Genomic DNA, 18,274 nt, shown 5'->3' on the forward strand with positions numbered 1-18,274 from the left:
GAGGGTCGACGCCGCCCGGGGCGCGTCTGCCGGTCGGGTCAACGGGGTGCTGACGCACTACGCGTACGCCCGGTCGGACAAGAAGGACGCGCCACGGATCTCGATCGGCGCGCGGCTCGTCGCCGACCTGCTCACCTCGGCCGGGGCGGACCGGGTGCTCGCGATGACCCTGCACTCGCCGCAGGTGCACGGCTTCTTCAGCGTCCCGGTGGATCACCTGCACGCGCTGCGGGAGCTGGCCACCCACTTTCGGCGCTACGACCTCAGCAACACAGTGGTGGTCTCGCCCGACCTGGGCAACGCCAAGGAGGCCGCTGCCTTCGCCCGGCTGCTCGGCACGCCGGTCGCGGCCGGGGCGAAGCAGCGGTTCAGCGACGACCTGGTCAAGATCAGCGCGGTGATCGGCGACGTGACCGACCGGGATGTCATCGTGCTGGACGACGAGATCGCCAAGGGCAGCACCGTGGTCGAGCTGATGGAGCATCTGCGCGGCCTGAAGGTCCGGTCGATTCGGCTCGCCTGCACGCACGGGCTCTTCTCCGGCGACGCGTTGCAGCGGCTCAGCGACCAGGACGGCGTCCTGGAGATCGTCTGCACCAACACGGTGCCCATCCCGGCTGAAAAGCGCGTCCCCAAGTTGCAGGTCCTGTCGGTGGCCCCCGCCCTGGCCGAGGCGACCCGCCGAATCCACAACGGAGAATCCGTCTCCGCCCTCTTCGCCTGACCCGCCCTCCCGCCCCCTCCCGCCCCGTCACCCCGCGCCCGCGCGATCTTGCGGTTTCTGTCGCGACGAAAGGGATATTCCACTCATCTTGACAACAGGAATCGCAAGATCGCCGGAGCGACGGGCGACGGGCGAGGGCGAGCTGGGTGGGGGTTAGCGCGGGGTGTGGTTTTGGGTGGTTAGGCCCGTCGTGATGCGGACGGCGGTGCCGGCGGTGCCGGTGACGACCTCCATCGCGTCGGTCAACTCGCGGGCCAGCCAGAGGCCCCAGCCGCCAGCGGTGTCCGGGGTGGGCCGAGTGCGGTCGCCCAGCCGTTGCGGGCTGATCCCGTGCCCGTGATCGGCGACCTCGCAGACCAGCACACCGGACTCGTGCCAGAGCCGCAGCCAGCCGCGCCCGCCGCCGTGTCGCACCGCGTTGGTGATCAATTCATTGATCGCGAGCACGAAGTCGTCCAGCCGTTGGCCGCTGAGGCCCGAGGCGTGCGCGCAGGAGGTGACCGAGTGTCGAATCTCGGTCACCTGGGCCTGGTCAAAGGCTTCGGCGATCAGGAGGGCAGGTTCGATGGGCACAACCGTACGCGGTGCGTGCGGATCTGCGTTCGTCATGGGCCCGTCCCGGCGGCGCATCTCGGAGTATTTCGCGGCTTTTCCACCGTACGTCAGGGTTTCCCGAACCGCACTCGCTGCTCGCCGTGTACCGGCCCGGTTGTGGCATCCTGACCGCCATGCCGTCGCCGCCGGGTGGGTTCGAGGTGCCGCTGTGGCGTGCGCTCACCGTGTTCAGGCTGGCCTCCCTGGCGTACGTCTGCGCGCTCGCGGTGCGCGACGCCGACCGGTACGCCCACCCGTACGCCGTCGGCGCCCTGATCCTTCTGATGATCGCCTGGACCGGCGCGACAGCGATCGGGTACGCCCGACCGGCCTGGCGGCGCTGGCCGCTGCTGCTGGCCGACCTCGGGGTGGTAGTGGCCATCGTGCTGGCCACCCCATGGGCTGTCGGCCGGACGGCGCTCACCCAAGGCGTACCCACCCTGGGGGTGGCCTGGATGGCCGGCCCGGTGCTGGCCTGGGCCGTCTCCGGTGGCCGGCGGCGGGGCACTGTCGCCGCGCTGCTGGTCGCCGGCGCGGACCTGGCCACCCGGGAGCGGATCGGCCAGTCCTCGTTCACCGGGGTGATCCTGATGCTGCTCGCCGGAGTGGTGGTCGGGCACGTTGCCCGGCTCGCGGTGAGCGCCGAGGAGCGGTTGCAGCGCGCGGTGGAGCTGGAGGCCGCCACCAGGGAGCGGGAGCGGCTGGCCCGGGACATTCACGACTCGGTGCTCCAGGTGCTGGCGCTGGTGCAGCGGCGCGGCGCCGACCTGCCCGGTGAGGCCGGCGAGCTGGCCCGGCTGGCCGGCGAGCAGGAGGTTGCCCTGCGGGCGCTGATCGCCGGCGCCGGCCCGGCCGCCGCGAGCCTCCCGGACGGCGGCGAGGCGGTGGACCTGCGGACCCTGCTCGGCCGGTACGCCTCGGGGGCGGTGGCGCTCTCCGCCCCGGCCACCCCGGTGCCGCTGCCCCGCCGGGTGGCCGGAGAGTTGGCCGCCGCGACCGGCGCGGCCCTGGACAACGTGGGGCGGCACGCCGGCGGACGGGCCTGGGTGCTGATCGAGGACGAGGGGGCGACGGTGACCGTGTCGATCCGCGACGAGGGGCCGGGCATCCCGGACGGTCGGCTGGACGAGGCGGCCGCCCAGGGTCGGCTCGGCGTGACCCAGTCGATCCGGGGCCGGGTGGCCGACGTGGGCGGCACTGTCCGGATCGTGTCCGGCCCCGAGGCGGGCACCGAGATCGAGCTGAGCGTGCCGAGGTCACCGCGGTGAACCCGATCCGGGTGATGGTGGTGGACGACCATCCGATGTGGCGGGAGGGCGTGGCCCGCGACCTGACCGAGGCCGGTTTCCTGGTGGTGGCGACCAGCGGCGAGGGACGACAGGCCATCCGGGTGGCCGCCGCCGCCCGGCCCGATGTCGTCGTCCTCGACCTGCAACTACCCGACATCTCCGGCGTCGAGGTGATCCTGGGGTTGCGCGCGGCACTGCCCGCCGTACGGGTGCTGATGCTCAGCGCCAGCGGCGAACAGCAGAGCGTGCTGGACGCGGTGAAGGCCGGGGCCACCGGTTACCTGGTGAAGTCGACAGCGCCCGCCGAGTTCCTGGAAGCGGTGCACCGCACCGCGGCCGGCGACGCGGTCTTCACCCCCGGCCTGGCCGGGCTGGTGCTCGGCGAGTACCGCCGGCTGGCCGCCGGACCGGGGCGGGGGACCGGCCCGGCCGGCGCTGCCGAACCCGCGACGCCCCAGCTCACCGAACGGGAGACGGAGGTGCTGCGGCTGGTGGCGAAGGGGATGTCGTACAAGCAGATCGCCCAGCGGCTCGGCCTGTCGCACCGCACGGTGCAGAACCACGTGCAGAACACCCTGGGCAAGCTGCAACTGCACAACCGGGTCGAGCTGACCCGGTACGCCATCGAACGCGGTCTGGACGACTGAGCGGACGTCAGACCGAGCGCGGCGGTTCCGTCTCGTGGATGGCCAACTCCTCGGCTGTCGCTCCGCCCCCGGCCGATCCGGCGTCGTACGCCACCGAGTCGGTCTCCTGGTCGGTGTGCGACCCCTCGTCCGGTTCCACCAGTCGGCCCACAGTGGCGTCGGCCACCGTGCCGAGCTGACCGTGGTCGTAGAGGGAGACCGGTGAGTTCGGGTCCGAGGTCGGCCCGGGGTCCATCACGTCGGCGTCCAGCTGAGCCTCCGCCGCGGCTTCCAGGTTGTCCGCCTCGAAGGCGATCTTCGGGTCGATGGTGCCGGCCAGCGGGTCGTCCGCCGGGCGCTCGTAGACCTCGCGGTCGAGCTTGTAGTCCAACGACTCACCGTCGAGCTGCTCCTCGGCGGTCGTTCCGAACCGGTCCACCGCCACCGGCGTCCGATCGCCGGGCAGTTGGGCCGGGTCCGGGCCGTCCGCCTCGCGCCCGGTGAGGACGTCGTCGTTGGCGGTCGAGTCGTCATCGGCGGTGTCGGGCAGCCCTTGCGCCTCGGTGTCGGACAGGGGGGTCGGGTACTCGTTGTCGCGCATGTCTGATCACTACCCGCTGCCCTGCCGCCATAACCGGGCGGCCTCCGGCGGTACGTCGCCGAACCGGGCGCCGATGGCGAAAGCCCTCGTCAGGCGGCCTCGTCGTCGGGATGCAGCACACACCAGACGACCTTGCCGTCCGGTACGGCGCTGCTGCCCCAACGACGGGTCACCGTGTCGATCAGCAGCAGGCCCCGGCCGCCGGCACGGTTCGGCGGGGAGATCCCGGCGAAGGTCGGCTGACGCGGGGAGTGGTCGCGAACCGCCAGGTGCAGGGTGGCCTCCTGAGGCGCCAGCCGAACCGTCATCGGGGTCCGGGCGTGCGCCACCACGTTGTTGACCATCTCGGTGATCGCGATGCACGCCGGGTCGGTGAGCGTCGGCATGCCCCAGCGCTCGCAACCGGTGGCGACCAGCTCGCGCGCCTGCCGGGCCGCTCCCACCGCCGGAGCCAGTTCGGCGGTGAGCACCGCCGCCAGGGGTGTCGCCGCCACAGCGGCCAGCGCCCCGTCGAGCGTCGGCCAGGCCGGCACCCCGGCGAGCGCGGCGTCCGGGCGGGCGGGCCCGTCGACCGCCGGGTCACACAGCAGCAGGTCCGCGGCGGGCCAGTCGGCGACCTCCCGGCGTACGTCGGCGAAGACGCCGCGCCCGGCCGGGTCGACGACCCGCAGGCCGGTCACGTCGGCCACCACCGGGCCGGGCCGGGCCAGCAGACGGGCGAGCAGCGCGCCGCGTACCGCCTCGGCGCCGGCGGCATCGAGCACACCGGTCAGCCGGACCACCGCTGACGACTCGTCGATTTCCACGAGACAGCTCGACATGATCGCCCCATTGTGCGCGCCGGTGACGGTCAGCGCATTCGGGCGCTCGACATCGGCCATCAGCGGTCCGACCGGGAGCGGCGGTTGATGGCCGCCAGGGTGCCGACAGCGGTGCCGGCGGCGGCCAGACCGAACGCGGCGGTCATCCGCACCAACTGTCGCCGCCGACCGTGCCAGCCACCGTCCTGACGCGCCTGGGCATCGGGGTGGAACACGTTACCGCTGCTGTCCACCCGGGCGCCCGGGCCGAACTGGGTGCGGTGGGCGTACCAGCCGAGGGTGCGCTCGACCAGCGCGGGTGCCAGCCGCCACTGCAGGCCGATCAGCCGGGCCGCGCCGCCGGCGTACGCCTCGCGGCGGGGCCGGCGCAGCAGCCGGACGATGGTCTCGGCGACCACCTCCGGCGGGTAGATCGGAGGAGGCGGCACCAGTTCCCGGCCGCTGTGGTTGCCGGTGTGCCGGAAGAAGGGGGTGTCGATAGTGGCCGGCAGCACTGTGCAGACGGAGATGTGACCGCGACCGGTGACCCGCAGCTCCTGTCGGACGGTGTCGGCCAGCCCGCGGATGCCGTGCTTGGTGGCGTTGTACGCCGACTGGTACGGCATGGCCACCTCGGCCAGCACCGAGGCGTTGTTGACCAGCACACCCCCACCGGCGGCGCCCAGGTAGGGCAGGGCCGCCTTGATGCCGTGCACCGCCCCGAGCAGGTTGACCTCCAGCACCCGGCGGAACTCGGCGACCGGGATCTCGTCGAACAGCCCCACGGCGCTCACCGCGGCGTTGTTCACCCAGGCGTCGATCCGGCCGAACTCGGCCGCCGCCTGCTCGGCCAGCCGCCGCACCGACTCCAACTCGGTGACGTCGGTCGGTACGACCAGAGCGCGGCCGCCCAACTCCCGGCAGCGCTGCGCGACCTGTAGCAGGGCCGGCTCGCTGCGGGCGGCCAGCACGACGGCGGCACCCCGGCGGGCCAGTGCGTACGCGGTCGCCGTGCCGATCCCGCTGGACGCGCCGGTGATCACCACGGTCGAATCGTCGAGACTGCGGGTCAGCGGCATTCCTGAGCGGTACCCCCGGCCGGGCCTGGTCACACCGACGACGGCTTGTCGATCATCGTCGAACCGTGCTGTCGCGTGTCGCCTGTGCTTGCCGTGGCGCAAGTGTCGGTGGCACCTGCGCTGACTCTTCCTGATCTGCCAGGTTTCGGCTCAGCGTCGCGGGGTTAATGGGACGCTCTGACCGGGAGGACCACCGCCGAGGAAAGATCGCAGGGAGGTGACCCATGCGCGTCGGCCTCGTCTGCGCGCACGCCAGTTCCTACCGCCACGCCGACGGCCCGCCGGTCGGCACCCGACAGCACACCGCGAGGGTCGCCGCCGAACTGGCCGAGCGAGGCCATGACGTCCGGCTCTACGTGCGCCGGGACGACCCGACGCTGCCGGCGACGATGAACGTCGACGGCTACCAGGTGCACCAGGTGCCCGCCGGCCCGCCCGCCCCACTACCCACCGTCGAGCTGATCCCGCACGTGACGGAGGTCGGCCGCTGGCTGGCCGACGAGTGGTCGGGTTCCTGGCGGCCCGAGGTGGTGCACGGGCACTACTGGGTCGGTGGGCTGGCCGCCGCGCACGCCGTTCGGGAGACCGACATACCGGTGGTGCAGACGTTCCACTCGCTCGGCATCGAGCAGCTGCGTCACCTGGGAGGCCACTACGACGGGCCGGGCCAGCGGATCACGCTGGAGCGCGCGTTGACCCGGGCGGTCGACATCGCCGTGGCCCAGTCCAACGACGAGGTCGACGAGCTGACCCGGATGGGTCTGCAACGCAGCTCTGTCGCGTTGGTGCCGGCCGGCGTCGACATCGACCTGTTCCACCCCGACGGCGAGGCAGCACCCCGCGAGCAGCGGCCCCGCATCCTCTCGGTGGGCTCGCTGTCCGCCGGGCACGGCCAGGAGGACCTGATCCGGGCGATGCGGGTGGTCGGTGACGCCGAGCTGGTGATCGCCGGTGGGCCGTCGGCCGACCAGTTGGCCAACCACGCCGAGGCGCGACGGCTGCGCGAGCTGGCCGAACAGCTCGGCGTCGTCGACCAGGTACGGCTCGTCGGAGCGGTGCCGCACGACCAGATGGCCACCTGGTACCGGTCGGCGGACGTGGTCGCCTGCACGCCGCACTACTCCTCGGCCGGGCGGGTCTCGCTGGAGGCGATGGCCTGCGGGGTGCCGGTGATCGGCTACGCGATGGGCGGCCTGGCGGACGCCGTCGTCGACGAGGTCACCGGCCGCCTGGTGCCCCCCGGTGACGTACGGGCACTCGGAGTGTCGATGCGCCGGCTGCTCGCCGACAACGCCGGCCGGTTCGCGTACGGGCACGCCGCGGTGGACCGGGTGCGCAGCAGCTACACCTGGGAGCGGACCGCCGGTGCGTTGGAGCGCCTCTACGAACGGGTGGTGAGCCGCCGCAAGCCGGTCGAGGCCTGAGTCGGCGGTGCCGCGACACCTCTGCAGTGGCGCGGTGCCGGACGGTCAGCCCGGCCGGCCGGCACCGACCATCGCGGGGTCCCGACGGCGTGCCACCGAACGGTGTTGCTGCGGTTCGGCGTACCGGGTCAGGCCGATCACCGCGGCCAGGGTGACCAGAAAGCCGACAGCGGCCAGCCACTCCCGCCCCGGCCAGATCTTGTCGTTGAGCAGCAGCAGGCCGACGATCGCGGCCGGCACCGCGCCGGCGGCGTCCATCGCGGCGACAGCGGCGGTCGTCGAGCCGCGCTGCATGGCCAGACCGAGCAGCAGCTGACCCACTATCGAGTGGGCGATCAGCAGGTAGAACAGCGGGTCGGCGAGGAACGCCTCGGCGGACGGCGCGGACGCCAGTGGTCGGGCGGCGACCGCGGCCGAGCTGAACGCCAGCCCGGCCAGTGAGCCGAGGGCCACCGAACCCGGCGCCCCGTGCAGCCGGACGGCGAAGAAACCGAGCACCGCGATCACGCCCAGCGCCACCAGCAGGGCGATCGAGCCGGCGGTGCCGAGCTGCTTCGACGGCGCCGGCCGGGCGGACAGCACCAGCGCGGTGATCCCCGCGAAGAGCAGCGCCAGCAGCACCACCTCCGCCGCCGGCAGCCGCCACTTCAGCACCAGCACCCCGAGGATGGCGGTCACCCCGAGCCCGGCGGCCACGCTGGCCTGCACGAGGAACAGCGGCAGGTCCCGCCGAGCCAGGAAGGCGAGCACGAAACCGCCGATCTGACAGCCGAGGCCGACCAGGTACGTCCGGTGCCCGGCGAGGCGCAGCAGCAGGCCCGGATCGAAGGTGTGGTGGACAGTGGTGCGGGCCGCCGCCACCGACTGGAGCAGGTTGGCGAAGCCGTACGCGACGATCATCGCCGCGAGAAAGCACCAACCGGAGGAGACCACCTGGCGAGGATAGAGGTTGCCGGGGGTCAGCGCTCGGCTGGTCGATTGAGGCGGGCGAGGATGTCGGCGTGCAGCACACCGTTGGTGGCCACCACGCTGCTGTCGGTGCCCGGAGCGCCGGTGGGGGCCGGTTGTCCGGCCAGATCCGTGACCGTGCCACCCGCCTCCGTGACGATCGGAACCAGCGCCGCCACGTCCCACAGCGACAACTCCGGCTCGGCCATCACGTCCAGTGCCCCCTCGGCCAACAGCATGTAGCCGTAGAAGTCGCCGTACGCCCGGTTGCGCCAGCTGTCCCGCATGAGGTCGAGCACCGCGTCGAGCCGCCCGGCTTCCTCCCACCCGTTCAGCGACGAGTAGCAGAAGCTGGCGTCCGCGATCCCCCGCACCGCTGACACGCCGATCCGCTCGCCGGCCGCGGGGCCCGGCCCGGCGTACGCGCCCGCACCCGCGCTGGCCCACCAGCGTCGTCCGAGCGCCGGCGCGGACACCACGCCGACCGCCGGCCGGTCGCCGTCGTAGAGCGCGATCAGGGTGGCCCAGATCGGCACGCCACGGACGAAGTTCTTGGTGCCGTCGATCGGATCGATGATCCACCGGCGACCGTTCGGGTCGGCGGACGACTGCGCGCCGTACTCCTCACCGAGCAGCCCGTCGGCCGGTCGGTGCTCGGCCAGCAGGGCACGGATCTCCCGCTCCACTGCGGTGTCCGCGTCGGAGACCGGGGTCAGGTCGGGCTTCGCCTCGACGCGCAGGTCGAGCGCGCGGAACCGGGCCGTGGCAATGGCGTCGGCCCGGTCGGCGAGCAGGTGGGCGAGGGCGAGGTCGTCGGCGTACCCGGTCATGCCGGCAACCTAGCCCACGCCCTTCGGGTCACTCGTCGGGGCCGCGCCGGTCACCCTCGCCGGGGCCGCGCTGGTCGCTGTCGCCGCGCGAGTCACCCTCGCCGGCCCGGGAGGCGAGCAACCGACGGTACGAGGCCAGCCGGCGCGGGTCGGCCTTACCGGCGGCCACCCAGGCGTCCAGCCCACAGTCGGCCTCGTCGGCGGTGTGAGGGCAGTTCGGTGGGCAGTCGACGGTGCCCTCGACCAGGTCCGGAAAGCCGTGCAACAGGCTGTCGGCCGAGACGTGCGCCAACCCGAAGCTGCGGATGCCGGGGGTGTCGATGATCCAGCCCGGATCGGTGTCGATCCCGGGCACCGGTGGCAGCCGCAGTGCCACCGCGCTGGTCGAGGTGTGCCGGCCCCGGCCGATCGCGCTGACCACGCCGACCGCGCGCAGCGCGTCCGGAACGAGGCGGTTGACCAGCGTCGACTTGCCCACGCCGGAGTGCCCGACCAGCACCGACACCTTGCCGCTGAGCAGCGCACGGAGCGCGTCGAGGTCGGAGTCGGGGCGGTTGAGCACGTACGGCAGCTCCAGCTCGGTGTAGTAGCCGAGCACCTCCTCCGGCCCGGCCAGGTCGGCCTTCGTGAGGCAGAGCAGCGGCTCGACGTCCGCGTCGTACGCGGCCACCAGGCAGCGGTCGATGAACCCGGTGCGCGGCGGTGGGTCGGCCAACGCGCTGACGATCACCAACTGGTCCGCGTTGGCCACCACGACCCGTTCCAGCCGACCCTCGGCGGTGGTCTCGTCGTCGTCGGCGGTGCGACGCAGCACCGAGCGACGTTCGGCGATCCGGACGATGCGGGCGAGCGCGCCCTCCGCGCCGGACGTGTCGCCGACCAGGCTGACCCGGTCACCGACCACCACCGACTTGCGGCCCAACTCGCGGGCCCGCATGGCGGTGACAGTGGGCAGCTCGGCGCCGACGACGCCGCGTTCGGCCCCGGAGAGCACGCAGGTGTAGCGCCCCCGGTCGACGGCGATGACGAACCCGTCGACCGCGTCGGCGTGCTGGGGGCGGGTGCGCGTACGCGGGCGCGACGATTTTCCGGGCCGGACCCGCACGTCGTCCTCGTCGTACTCCCGCCGTTTGGTCGCCAGGACCTGTCCTCTTCTCGCGTCAGCTCTTGCCGGTCACCATCGCTGACCATAGTGCCGGGAACTCGGGCATGGTCTTGGAGGTACACCCCACGTCGTCCACCTCGATGCCCGGAACCGCCAGCCCGGCCACCGCGGCGGCGTGCGCCATCCGGTGGTCGTGGTAGGTGCGGAAGATGCCGCCCCGCAGGGGTCGGGGCCGGATCTCCAACCCGTCCGGTGTTTCGGTGATGTCCGCCCCGAGCCCGCCGAACTCGCGCGCGAGCGCGGCTAGCCGGTCGGTCTCGTGGCCACGGATGTGCCCGACGCCGGTGAACACCGACGGCGAATCGGCCAGCATGGCCAGCGCGGTCAGCACGAGGGTCAGCTCGCCGACGTCGGAGAGGTCGGCGCTCAGACCGTGCACCACGCCGGTGCCACGGACGGTCAACCCGTTGGTGGAGAGGGTGACCTCGCCGCCCATCCGCTGTAGCAGCGAGCGGAGTTTCTCGACCGGCTGCGCGCTGCTGTGCGGCCAACCCTGCAAGGTGACCTCGCCGCCGGTGACCATCGCGGCGGCGAAGAACGGCACTGCGCCGGAGAGGTCCGGTTCGATGTCCCAGCCGCGCCCGGTGAGTGGGCCGGGCTCGACGGCCCAGACGTCGGGGGTGCTGTCGTCGACCGCCGCGCCGGCGGCCCGCAGCATCCGCACCGTCATCCGCAGGTGCGGCGCGGAGGGGACCGGGGGGCCGACGTGGCGCACCACGACGCCCCTGTCGAAGCGCGGGGCGGCCAGCAACAGCCCGGAGACGAGTTGACTTGAGGCGGACGCGTCGATCACGACCTCGCCGCCGGTGACCCGGCCGGTGCCGAGCACTGTCAGCGGCAGGCTGCCGGTGCCGGTGACGTCGATCCGGACGCCCAGCGAGCGCAGCGCGCCGACCAACGGGCCGAGTGGGCGGGTGCGCACGTACGGGTCACCGTCGAAGGTGACCTGCCCGTCGGCCAGGCCCGCCACCGGTGGCACGAACCGCATCACGGTGCCGGCCAGCCCGACGTCGACGTGGGCGGGGCCGGCCAGCGGGTGCGGTCGGACCAGCCAGCGCTCGTCGTCGCTGATCGAGACGTGCGCGCCCATCGCCCGCAGGCCGGCGGCCATCAACTCGGTGTCGCGGGCGCGCAGTGGCCGGGCCAGCGTCGACGGGCCGGCGGCCAGCGCGCTGAGCACCAGGGCCCGGGCGGTCATCGATTTGGAACCGGGCAGGCGCAGCGTCGCCGCCACCGGGTCGGATGCGGTCGGTGCGGTCCACGGCTGCGGCGGCCGGGTCGCGGTCAGGTTGCCCACGGTTACATTCTGCCGTGTCGGCGGGCGGGCGGCGGGGCCCGGCACTCGTACTCCCGGTTGGCGGGACAGCCGACGGGGCCTCCGACGCGTTAGCGTGTGCCCCATGTGCGGCAGGTACGCGACGACCCGGAGTTCCGGCGAGCTGAGCGCGCTGTTCGAGTCGTCCGACGACTCCGACGGCCTGGTGCGGGCGGACCACAACGTCGCGCCGACCGACCCGGTGCCGCTGGTCCGGGTCAGCCCGGAGGGGCACCGCAGCCTCTGCGTCGGTCGCTGGGGTCTGTTGCCGCACTGGTCCCGGTCGGCCTCGGGAGCCGCCCGGATGATCAACGCGCGGGCGGAGACCGTGGCCACCAGCCGGGCGTACGCCGGTTCCTTCTCCCGTCGCCGTTGCCTGGTCCCGGCCGACGGCTGGTACGAGTGGGTCCGGCTGCCCGACGGCGGGCGACAGGCGTACTTCATGACCCCCCGGGACGGCTCGGTGCTCGCGCTGGCCGGCATCTGGTCGCTCTGGAAGTCCGACGCAGAGACCCGGCTCACCTTCAGCGTGCTGACCACCGCGGCGCTCGGCGACCTGGCCGAGGTGCACGACCGGATGCCGGTGCTGCTGCCGCCGGAGCGTTGGTCGTCGTGGCTCGCGCCGACGGACGAGCCGGGGCGGCTGCTCACTCCGGCGTCGGCGGAGCAGTTGGCGGGGTTGGAGATCCGCCCGGTGGGTGCGGCGGTGGGAGACGTTCGTAACGACGGGCCACAGCTGACCGCGCGGGTGGCGGTGGCGCCGACGGTGCCACCGCAGGAGCTGACCCTGTTCTGACGGGCGCCGCGCATCGTCGGCCGCCGATTTGCCAGGGTTCCGCGCGATTCGTCTCCTGGCTGTTCAGTCATGTTCCCGGCAGACCCTTGTCCCGGTGTTGTGAAGTGCGATAGAACACAGCGCCGGTAGTGGCTGTCGGTCCGCACGGGGCGGACGACGTCCACAGCTCTTGCCGGTCCCACGGGGGAGGTGGGTGGATGACACGGGCACGTATGCCGCGCCCGCACGAGGTGGCGGCGGCGCGGCGAGATCCGCGACTGCTGCGGGCCGTGCGAGAACGGCGACAGGACGACGCATGGCGCACCAGAGGAACCTGCCAGAGCGTCGATCCGGAGACATTCTTTCCGGCACCGAACGAGCCGGCGGACGCCGCCGTCGCGCTGTGTCGCAGTTGTGACGTGCAGGGGTCCTGCCTGGCCTGGGCCCTCGACGTCGGTGACTGCCACGGCGTGTGGGGCGGCACCACGCCGCGGGAACGACGGGCGATGCTGGTCGCCTGGCGCGGCGAGGTCGAACCCGATCCGGACGCCATCGACGACGCGGGCCCGCCGGTGCGCGATCGCCTGCTGGCCCTGGTCCCGCTGAGCTGATCGGCGGCCCGGTTCGCACCCGACGCCCGTCCGGCGGCGCAGAATAGGCCGGTGCCAGCCAGCAACGAGATCGCCACCCCGCGCGGTCCGGCGTGGATCGACACCGACCTGCCGATCCGCCCGGCCACCGCCCTGCTCGTCCTCGGGCACGGCGCGGGCGGCAGCGTCGACGCGCCCGACCTGCTCGCGGTCCGGGACGCGTCGGTGGCGGCCGGCCTGGCGGTGGTCCGGGTGACGCAGCCCTACCGGGTCGCCGGTCGACGCGCGCCGGCACCGGCAGGTCACCTCGACGAGGCCTGGACGGCGGTGCTCGCCGAGCTGCGCGACCGGCACGCCGACGTGCCGACGGTGGTGGTCGGTGGGCGGTCCAGTGGCGCACGGGTGGCCTGTCGGACGGCCCGCGCGGTGGGCGCGGTGGGCGTGGTCGCCTTGGCCTTTCCATTGCACCCGCCCGGCCGGCCGGAACGCTCGCGCGCCGCCGAACTGGGCACCGGCCTGCCGACGTTGGTCGTCAACGGCGACCGGGATCCGTTCGGGACGCCGGAGCCGGGACCGGCCGTGCAGGTGGTGAGCCGTCCCGGTGAGACGCACGACCTGCGCCGCGATCCGGCCGGTACCGCCGCCGCCGTGCGGGACTGGCTGTCCGCCCAGGGCTGGGCGGCCAGCTGACCCGTCGCGGCCGGCTCGCCGGGGCGACCGTTTCCGGCGCGGGAACGGGTCGTTGCATCCGTTGGTGCCGCCGGCCCAAGCAGGGCCGGTGACACCAGTCCTCCCAGGCCCTTCCTGGTCCCAGCGCCGGCCGCCGTCGGGGCCGGGACCAGGAACGGGGAGGACCGGCCGGAATGCCCCAGTGGTCATCTCGCGTTACTAACCCCGGACGACTTTTCTGCGAGGGGGGTGACCGGTGCCAACCGAGACACGAAGCCTGGAACGGGACGAGCGGGACGCCCGGCAGCTGAAGCGGCTGCTGGACGGTCCGGAGTGGCCCGCGACGGCGGGACCGGGCGTGGTGGGTGCGGTGAGCACGGGCACACCGGCCGGAAGTGAATCTGCGGGCAGGTCCGTGCGCGTATCCTCGGCGGGAAAGCATCCGACGCGAGGGGATGTGCGGTTGACCACCGAGAAGACGGACGAGCGCAGGGCCCGATTCGAGCGGGACGCGATGCCATTCGTCGATCAGCTCTACGCTGCTGGGCTGCGAATGACACGCAACCCGGCGGATGCCGAGGACCTGGTCCAGGAGACGTACCTGAAGGCGTACGCGGCCTTCCACCAGTTTGAGCAGGGCACGAACCTCAAGGCCTGGCTCTACCGGATCCTGACCAACACCTACATCAACTCCTACCGCAAGCGGCAGCGCCAGCCGATCCAGGCGCCCACCGAGGAGATCACCGACTGGCAGCTCGCCGAGGCCGAGTCGCACACCTCCAGCGGGTTGCGTTCGGCCGAGACCGAGGCACTGGACCGGCTGCCGGACAGTGACGTCAAGGAGGCGCTCCAGCAGTTGCCGGAGGAGTTCCGCCTGGCCGTCTACCTCACCGATGTCGAGGGCTTCTCCTACAAGGAGGTCGCGGACATCATGGGCACGCCGATCGGCACCGTGATGTCGCGTCTGCACCGGGGCCGTCGTAATCTGCGCAAGCTGCTCGAGCGTTACGCCGGCGAGCGGGGCTTCAGTGCGGCCCGTTCGGCGAAGGGCTCGACCGCCGCTGCCGGCCGGGAGGTGTGACGTGAGCTGTGGGGAGCCGCACGAGACGGACTGCCGCGAAGTGCTCGCGGAGGTGTATCTCTACCTGGATCTGGAGTGCGCCGACGAGCGTCGCTCGCTGATCCGGCACCACCTGGACGAGTGCGGGCCCTGCCTGCGCGAGTACGGGCTGGAGCAGGAGGTGCGGGCGCTGGTGGCGCGTTGCTGCGGCAACGAGACCGCGCCGGATCAGCTGCGTGAGCGGCTGCGGGTCAAGCTCACCGAGCTGGTGGTCTTCGAGACCAGCGACTCCCGTGAGCTGGCCGACTGAGCGTCTGAGCTGGCCGATTGAGCGTCGGCACCAGCTGGCAAGACCGGTGGCCCGGGTCGATGTCGACCCGGGCCACCGGTGTACCCGGCCTCGGCCGGCTGAGCGGCGACGGGCAGTCGGCCCGTCGACCCGTTCAGGAGTTGGGACGCTTGCCGTGGTTCGCGGCGCTCTTCTTACGAGCCTTCTTCTTCCGGGACTTCTTCGCCATGCTGACCTCCTCGTGATGGGTCGGATCCGTCCTGCGCACGACCTCGGCGCGGATGCGGCCACCGGCGGTCCGGCGTCGGGTCCGACCCGCTGATGGTAGTGCGGTCGACACCCGCCGCCTTCCCCAGGGCGGGCCTGTCATCCCGGCTGCGCCGCTGCCCGCCCATCGCCGGTCGACACATGATTGGATACATCGGCAGGCACGTCGCGAAGAGGGAGGGCCTGGACATGGCCGAGGAGATCCGCGCCGAGATGGTGGCCAACGTCTGGAAGGTCGTCGCCACGGCGGGTGACACGGTGACCGAGGGCGACACCCTGGTGATCCTCGAGTCGATGAAGATGGAGATCCCGGTCGTCGCCGAGTCCGACGGTGTGCTCCAGCAACTCGTCGTCAACGAGGGCGACGTCGTGCAGGACGGTGACCTGATCGCCGTGATCGCTTGACCGGGTTGCGGGTCCGTTCGGCCGAGTCGGCCGATTTCCCGGCGGTGGCCCGGGTGACAGTGGCCGCGTACGAGGCGGACGGCCAGCTCAAGGGCGAACACGGGTACGGCGAGGTGCTGGCCGACGTGTCGACCCGAGCCGCCAGCGGCGAGGTGCTGGTCGCTGTCGACGAGGTGACCGGGGCGGTGCTCGGCTCGGTCACGTTCGTGCTGCCGGGCACCCCGTTCGCCGAGCTGGCCGGGCCGGGCGAGGCGGAGTTCCGGATGCTCGCGGTCGACCCGGGCGCTCAGGGGCGGGGTGTGGGCGCCGCACTGGTCGAGGCGTGTGTCGACCGGGCAACCGGGTTGGGTTGCACGGCGGTGGTGATCTGCGTCCGGGCCGGGATGGCCGATCAGGCGCACCGGCTCTACTCGCGGCGCGGCTTCGTCCGTTCGCCGGAAAAGGACTGGTCACCGCTGCCTGGTGTGGACCTGCTCGGCCTTCGGCTGGAGCTGACGCGCGGCTGAGCCGGCGACCGACGAGCCCGGGCCGCCACGATCACGCCCGGTCAGGCGTCGGGCTGCGTGCCGATGGCGGCCAGCAGTTCGTCGGCCACCTCCAGGGCGAGCTTGCGGCGTTCGTCGTCGCTGATGTGCGGCGCGCGGACCGCGAACCAGCTCGTGTGCACCGCAAAGATTGACAGCGCGGCGCGCAGTTGGGCGGCGGGGGAGTCGTCGCCCCGGCAGAGCGCGTCGGCCAGCTCCAACATCCGCCCGCGCATCTTCTGCCCGGAGGAGAGGCTCTTGAGCGCGGTCTGGTTCTGCTCGAAGAAGCGCATCACCGACGGCTGAGTGCCGTCGAACATCGTGTCGGCGTACCGGGAGATCAGCTCGCGCCGGGTGGCCAGGGTGGCGGGCTGGGTGGCGGCCCAGGCGATCAGTGCGTCCATCCCCTCCAGCCGGTCCTCGACGAAGCTGGCGACGATGTCGTCCTTGCTCTTGAAGTGGTAGTAGAGCGCGGCCTTGGTGACGTTGAGGCGCTCGGCGATCTCCCGGAGCGAGGTCTTCTCGTACCCCTGCTCGGTGAAGAGCTCGAGCGCGACGGCCTTGATCCGTTCCCGCGTTCCGCCGCCTGTGCTCTCGCTCACGCACACCCTCCAAATGGCTTGACCGTTGCTTGTACCCAACTTACCGTGCGGCTAGTAAGGTGACTAGCCGGGCGGCAAGTAAGTACGGCAATCTTCGGGGGGAGCTTACCCATGACTCAGGCAACCCAGGCCGGCACGCGACCCAACAACATTCGGGTCGTGCTGTTCGGGCTGATGATCGCGATGATGCTCGCGATGCTCGACAATATGATCGTCAGCACCGCGTTACCGCGGATCGTCGGCGAGTTCGGCGGGCTCAACCACTTCACCTGGGTGGTTACCGCGTACGTCCTGGGCACCACCGTCTCCACCCCGATCTGGGGCAAGCTCGGTGACCTCTACGGCCGCAAGTCGGTCTTCCTGACCTCGGTCGTCGTCTTCCTGGTCGGCTCCGCCCTCTGTGGCATGGCCGGCTCCGGGATGCTCGGCGGCCCAGAGGACGGCATGGTCCAGCTCATCGCCTTCCGGGCCGTGCAGGGCCTCGGCGCCGGCGGCCTCATGGTCGGCGTGATGGCGATCATCGGTGACCTGGTCCCGCCCCGCGAGCGCGGGCGCTACCAGGGCATGATCGCCGGCATCATGGCCATCGCCATGGTCGCCGGCCCGCTGGCCGGCGGATTCATCACCGACCACCTCTCCTGGCGCTGGGCGTTCTACGTGAACCTGCCGCTGGGCGGAATCGCGCTGCTCGTGCTGATCACCACAATGCACCTGCCGAAGTACCGCACCGAGCACCGGATCGACTGGCTCGGCGCCGGGCTGCTCTCGGTCGGCATCACCGCGATCGTGCTCATCACCACCTGGGGTGGCAACGAGTACGACTGGGTGTCACTGCCGATCCTCGGCCTGGCCCTGCTGGCCCTCCTCTCGTTGGCGGCGTTCGCCGTGGTGGAGTATCACGTCCAGGAGCCGATCCTGCCGCTGGCGCTCTTCGCCAACCGCAACTTCGCGCTGATCTCGGTGATCGGCTTCCTGCTCGGCTTCGCGATGTTCGGCGCGATGAACTTCCTGCCGCTCTACCAGCAGACAGTGCAGGGTGCGTCGGCCACCAACAGTGGCCTGCTGCTGCTGCCCCTGATGTTCGGCATGCTGGTCGTCTCGCTGGTCATCGGCCGGGCGATCACCCGCAACGGCAGGTACCGGGCGTACCCGATCATCGGTGGCGTGATGATGACCGCGGGCATGGCGCTGCTGTCCATGCTCGACACCGACACCAGCAAGCTGATGTCCTCGCTCTACATGATCGTGCTCGGCGTCGGCATGGGCTTCCTCATGCAGACGTCGATGCTGATCGCGCAGAACAGCGTGGAGCAGAAGGACCTCGGCGCGGCCAGTGGCGCGGCCACCTTCTTCCGGTCGATCGGCGGTTCGTTCGGCATCTCGCTGTTCGGCGCGATCTTCGCCAGCCGGCTGGCCAGCTCCGAGGGCGGTCGGGCCTTCGGTGGCGGCGAGGCCGGTGCCGGGATGGACCTGGAGAAGCTCAAGGAACTGCCCGCCCAGGCGCGCGAGGCGGTGCTCGGTGGTCTCTCCGGCGCCATCTCGCACGTCTTCCTCTGGGCGGTGCTGTTCACCATCGTGATCCCGGTGCTCGCCTGGTTCATCAAGGAGATCCCGCTGCGCACCGCGAACGAGGCGCCGCCGCAGGCCACCCCGGAGGAGGACGCCGAGGTCGCCCTCGGCAAGGCCCCGGTCGCCTGA

22 protein-coding genes are annotated in these 18,274 nt (G+C 72.1%); 12 read left to right on the forward strand and 10 right to left on the reverse strand.

All coding sequences use genetic code 11. The features are described from left to right. Positions 1-724 (forward strand): ribose-phosphate diphosphokinase (locus PSH03_RS05670; RefSeq protein ID WP_238688473.1); only part of this gene is annotated, 724 nt, incomplete at its 5' end. 153 nt (positions 725-877) lie between these two features. On the opposite strand, the gene PSH03_RS05675 is transcribed toward PSH03_RS05670, so the two are convergent. Further along, positions 878-1,333: an ATP-binding protein gene (locus tag PSH03_RS05675; protein WP_238688474.1), complete on the reverse strand. Its 456-nt coding sequence runs from the start codon at positions 1,331-1,333 to the stop codon at positions 878-880. Between the two features lie 119 nt (positions 1,334-1,452). On the opposite strand from PSH03_RS05675, the gene macS reads away from it, so the two are divergent. Continuing rightward, the gene (macS, locus tag PSH03_RS05680; protein WP_210784622.1) at positions 1,453-2,586 is read left to right on the forward strand and encodes a MacS family sensor histidine kinase; all 1,134 of its coding nucleotides are present in this window, start codon (positions 1,453-1,455) and stop codon (positions 2,584-2,586) included. A 14-nt stretch (positions 2,587-2,600) separates the two neighbouring features. Continuing rightward, entirely contained in the window at positions 2,601-3,254 is a 654-nt protein-coding gene (locus PSH03_RS05685; RefSeq protein WP_196924633.1) for a response regulator, read from the forward strand. 7 nt (positions 3,255-3,261) lie between these two features. Here the strand turns inward: PSH03_RS05685 and PSH03_RS05690 are convergent, their stop codons facing one another. From PSH03_RS05690 to PSH03_RS05700, 3 genes are all read right to left on the reverse strand, one after another. Continuing rightward, positions 3,262-3,834: a DUF5709 domain-containing protein gene (locus PSH03_RS05690; RefSeq protein WP_091406114.1), complete on the reverse strand. Its 573-nt coding sequence runs from the start codon at positions 3,832-3,834 to the stop codon at positions 3,262-3,264. An 89-nt stretch (positions 3,835-3,923) separates the two neighbouring features. Further along, positions 3,924-4,715 (reverse strand): ATP-binding protein, encoded by a 792-nt coding sequence (locus PSH03_RS05695; RefSeq protein WP_238688475.1) that lies wholly within the window; start codon positions 4,713-4,715, stop codon positions 3,924-3,926. Continuing rightward, positions 4,715-5,713 carry an SDR family oxidoreductase gene (locus PSH03_RS05700; RefSeq protein WP_210784620.1) on the reverse strand — a complete coding sequence of 333 codons (999 nt, stop codon included), beginning with the start codon at positions 5,711-5,713 and terminating at the stop codon, positions 4,715-4,717. The genes PSH03_RS05695 and PSH03_RS05700 overlap by 1 nt, the downstream gene beginning before the upstream one ends. A gap of 224 nt (positions 5,714-5,937) precedes the next feature. Here PSH03_RS05700 and PSH03_RS05705 point away from each other — a divergent pair, with 224 nt between their 5' ends. Continuing rightward, positions 5,938-7,137, forward strand: coding sequence for a glycosyltransferase (locus PSH03_RS05705; protein ID WP_238688476.1), 1,200 nt, complete (start codon positions 5,938-5,940; stop codon positions 7,135-7,137). A gap of 45 nt (positions 7,138-7,182) precedes the next feature. Here the strand turns inward: PSH03_RS05705 and PSH03_RS05710 are convergent, their stop codons facing one another. The 4 genes from PSH03_RS05710 to aroA are packed head-to-tail and all read right to left on the reverse strand — an operon-like array spanning position 7,183 to position 11,377. Then, positions 7,183-8,037 carry a hypothetical protein gene (locus PSH03_RS05710; RefSeq protein WP_238688493.1) on the reverse strand — a complete coding sequence of 285 codons (855 nt, stop codon included), beginning with the start codon at positions 8,035-8,037 and terminating at the stop codon, positions 7,183-7,185. A 59-nt stretch (positions 8,038-8,096) separates the two neighbouring features. Next, the gene (gene hisN, locus PSH03_RS05715; RefSeq protein WP_210784617.1) at positions 8,097-8,915 is read right to left on the reverse strand and encodes a histidinol-phosphatase; all 819 of its coding nucleotides are present in this window, start codon (positions 8,913-8,915) and stop codon (positions 8,097-8,099) included. 28 nt (positions 8,916-8,943) lie between these two features. Continuing rightward, positions 8,944-10,020, reverse strand: coding sequence for a ribosome small subunit-dependent GTPase A (gene rsgA, locus PSH03_RS05720; protein ID WP_210784616.1), 1,077 nt, complete (start codon positions 10,018-10,020; stop codon positions 8,944-8,946). A gap of 55 nt (positions 10,021-10,075) precedes the next feature. Continuing rightward, entirely contained in the window at positions 10,076-11,377 is a 1,302-nt protein-coding gene (gene aroA, locus PSH03_RS05725) for a 3-phosphoshikimate 1-carboxyvinyltransferase (protein WP_210784615.1), read from the reverse strand. 103 nt (positions 11,378-11,480) lie between these two features. Between aroA and PSH03_RS05730 the strand changes: the two genes are divergently transcribed. The 5 genes from PSH03_RS05730 to rsrA all read left to right on the forward strand — a co-directional run bounded on the left by PSH03_RS05730 (position 11,481) and on the right by rsrA (position 14,799). Then, a complete protein-coding gene (locus PSH03_RS05730) occupies positions 11,481-12,191 on the forward strand; it encodes an SOS response-associated peptidase (protein WP_210784614.1) in 711 nt (236 codons plus the stop codon). 197 nt (positions 12,192-12,388) lie between these two features. Continuing rightward, on the forward strand, positions 12,389-12,781 hold the full coding sequence (locus tag PSH03_RS05735) for a WhiB family transcriptional regulator (RefSeq protein ID WP_091406097.1): 393 nt from the start codon (positions 12,389-12,391) through the stop codon (positions 12,779-12,781). A 51-nt stretch (positions 12,782-12,832) separates the two neighbouring features. Then, positions 12,833-13,450 (forward strand): alpha/beta hydrolase family protein, encoded by a 618-nt coding sequence (locus PSH03_RS05740; protein WP_210784613.1) that lies wholly within the window; start codon positions 12,833-12,835, stop codon positions 13,448-13,450. A gap of 235 nt (positions 13,451-13,685) precedes the next feature. Further along, positions 13,686-14,510: a sigma-70 family RNA polymerase sigma factor gene (locus PSH03_RS05745; protein ID WP_210784612.1), complete on the forward strand. Its 825-nt coding sequence runs from the start codon at positions 13,686-13,688 to the stop codon at positions 14,508-14,510. A gap of 1 nt (position 14,511) precedes the next feature. Continuing rightward, positions 14,512-14,799, forward strand: a complete 288-nt coding sequence (rsrA, locus tag PSH03_RS05750) for a mycothiol system anti-sigma-R factor (protein WP_030490399.1) — start codon at positions 14,512-14,514, stop codon at positions 14,797-14,799. A 133-nt stretch (positions 14,800-14,932) separates the two neighbouring features. Here rsrA and PSH03_RS32985 read toward each other — a convergent pair whose 3' ends face one another. After that, positions 14,933-15,007, reverse strand: coding sequence for a 50S ribosomal protein bL37 (locus tag PSH03_RS32985; protein ID WP_369814844.1), 75 nt, complete (start codon positions 15,005-15,007; stop codon positions 14,933-14,935). Between the two features lie 221 nt (positions 15,008-15,228). Here PSH03_RS32985 and PSH03_RS05760 point away from each other — a divergent pair, with 221 nt between their 5' ends. After that, complete coding sequence (locus PSH03_RS05760; RefSeq protein WP_181518367.1) at positions 15,229-15,450, forward strand: biotin/lipoyl-binding carrier protein; 222 nt, start codon at positions 15,229-15,231, stop codon at positions 15,448-15,450. Next, complete coding sequence (locus tag PSH03_RS05765; RefSeq protein ID WP_210784611.1) at positions 15,447-15,956, forward strand: GNAT family N-acetyltransferase; 510 nt, start codon at positions 15,447-15,449, stop codon at positions 15,954-15,956. Before PSH03_RS05760 ends, PSH03_RS05765 begins: the two co-directional genes overlap by 4 nt. Before the next feature lie 41 nt (positions 15,957-15,997). Here the strand turns inward: PSH03_RS05765 and PSH03_RS05770 are convergent, their stop codons facing one another. Beyond that, the gene (locus PSH03_RS05770) at positions 15,998-16,582 is read right to left on the reverse strand and encodes a TetR/AcrR family transcriptional regulator (RefSeq protein ID WP_210784610.1); all 585 of its coding nucleotides are present in this window, start codon (positions 16,580-16,582) and stop codon (positions 15,998-16,000) included. 105 nt (positions 16,583-16,687) lie between these two features. Here PSH03_RS05770 and PSH03_RS05775 point away from each other — a divergent pair, with 105 nt between their 5' ends. Beyond that, the gene (locus PSH03_RS05775) at positions 16,688-18,274 is read left to right on the forward strand and encodes an MDR family MFS transporter (protein WP_210784609.1); all 1,587 of its coding nucleotides are present in this window, start codon (positions 16,688-16,690) and stop codon (positions 18,272-18,274) included.

Source organism: Micromonospora salmantinae, from assembly GCF_022230905.1.
In the GTDB taxonomy this organism is placed as follows: domain Bacteria; phylum Actinomycetota; class Actinomycetes; order Mycobacteriales; family Micromonosporaceae; genus Micromonospora; species Micromonospora salmantinae.

Bases quoted from the DNA above. Each gene is read 5' to 3' on its own strand.
- PSH03_RS05675 (WP_238688474.1), bottom strand. From the start codon at position 1,333: ATGACGAACGCAGATCCGCACGCACCGCGTACGGTTGTGCCCATCGAA.
- macS (WP_210784622.1), top strand. From the start codon at position 1,453: ATGCCGTCGCCGCCGGGTGGGTTCGAGGTGCCGCTGTGGCGTGCGCTC.
- PSH03_RS05685 (WP_196924633.1), top strand. From the start codon at position 2,601: ATGGTGGTGGACGACCATCCGATGTGGCGGGAGGGCGTGGCCCGCGAC.
- PSH03_RS05690 (WP_091406114.1), bottom strand. From the start codon at position 3,834: ATGCGCGACAACGAGTACCCGACCCCCCTGTCCGACACCGAGGCGCAA.
- PSH03_RS05695 (WP_238688475.1), bottom strand. From the start codon at position 4,715: ATGGCCGATGTCGAGCGCCCGAATGCGCTGACCGTCACCGGCGCGCAC.
- PSH03_RS05700 (WP_210784620.1), bottom strand. From the start codon at position 5,713: ATGCCGCTGACCCGCAGTCTCGACGATTCGACCGTGGTGATCACCGGC.
- PSH03_RS05705 (WP_238688476.1), top strand. From the start codon at position 5,938: ATGCGCGTCGGCCTCGTCTGCGCGCACGCCAGTTCCTACCGCCACGCC.
- PSH03_RS05710 (WP_238688493.1), bottom strand. From the start codon at position 8,037: ATGATCGTCGCGTACGGCTTCGCCAACCTGCTCCAGTCGGTGGCGGCG.
- hisN (WP_210784617.1), bottom strand. From the start codon at position 8,915: ATGACCGGGTACGCCGACGACCTCGCCCTCGCCCACCTGCTCGCCGAC.
- PSH03_RS05730 (WP_210784614.1), top strand. From the start codon at position 11,481: ATGTGCGGCAGGTACGCGACGACCCGGAGTTCCGGCGAGCTGAGCGCG.
- PSH03_RS05735 (WP_091406097.1), top strand. From the start codon at position 12,389: ATGACACGGGCACGTATGCCGCGCCCGCACGAGGTGGCGGCGGCGCGG.
- PSH03_RS05775 (WP_210784609.1), top strand. From the start codon at position 16,688: ATGACTCAGGCAACCCAGGCCGGCACGCGACCCAACAACATTCGGGTC.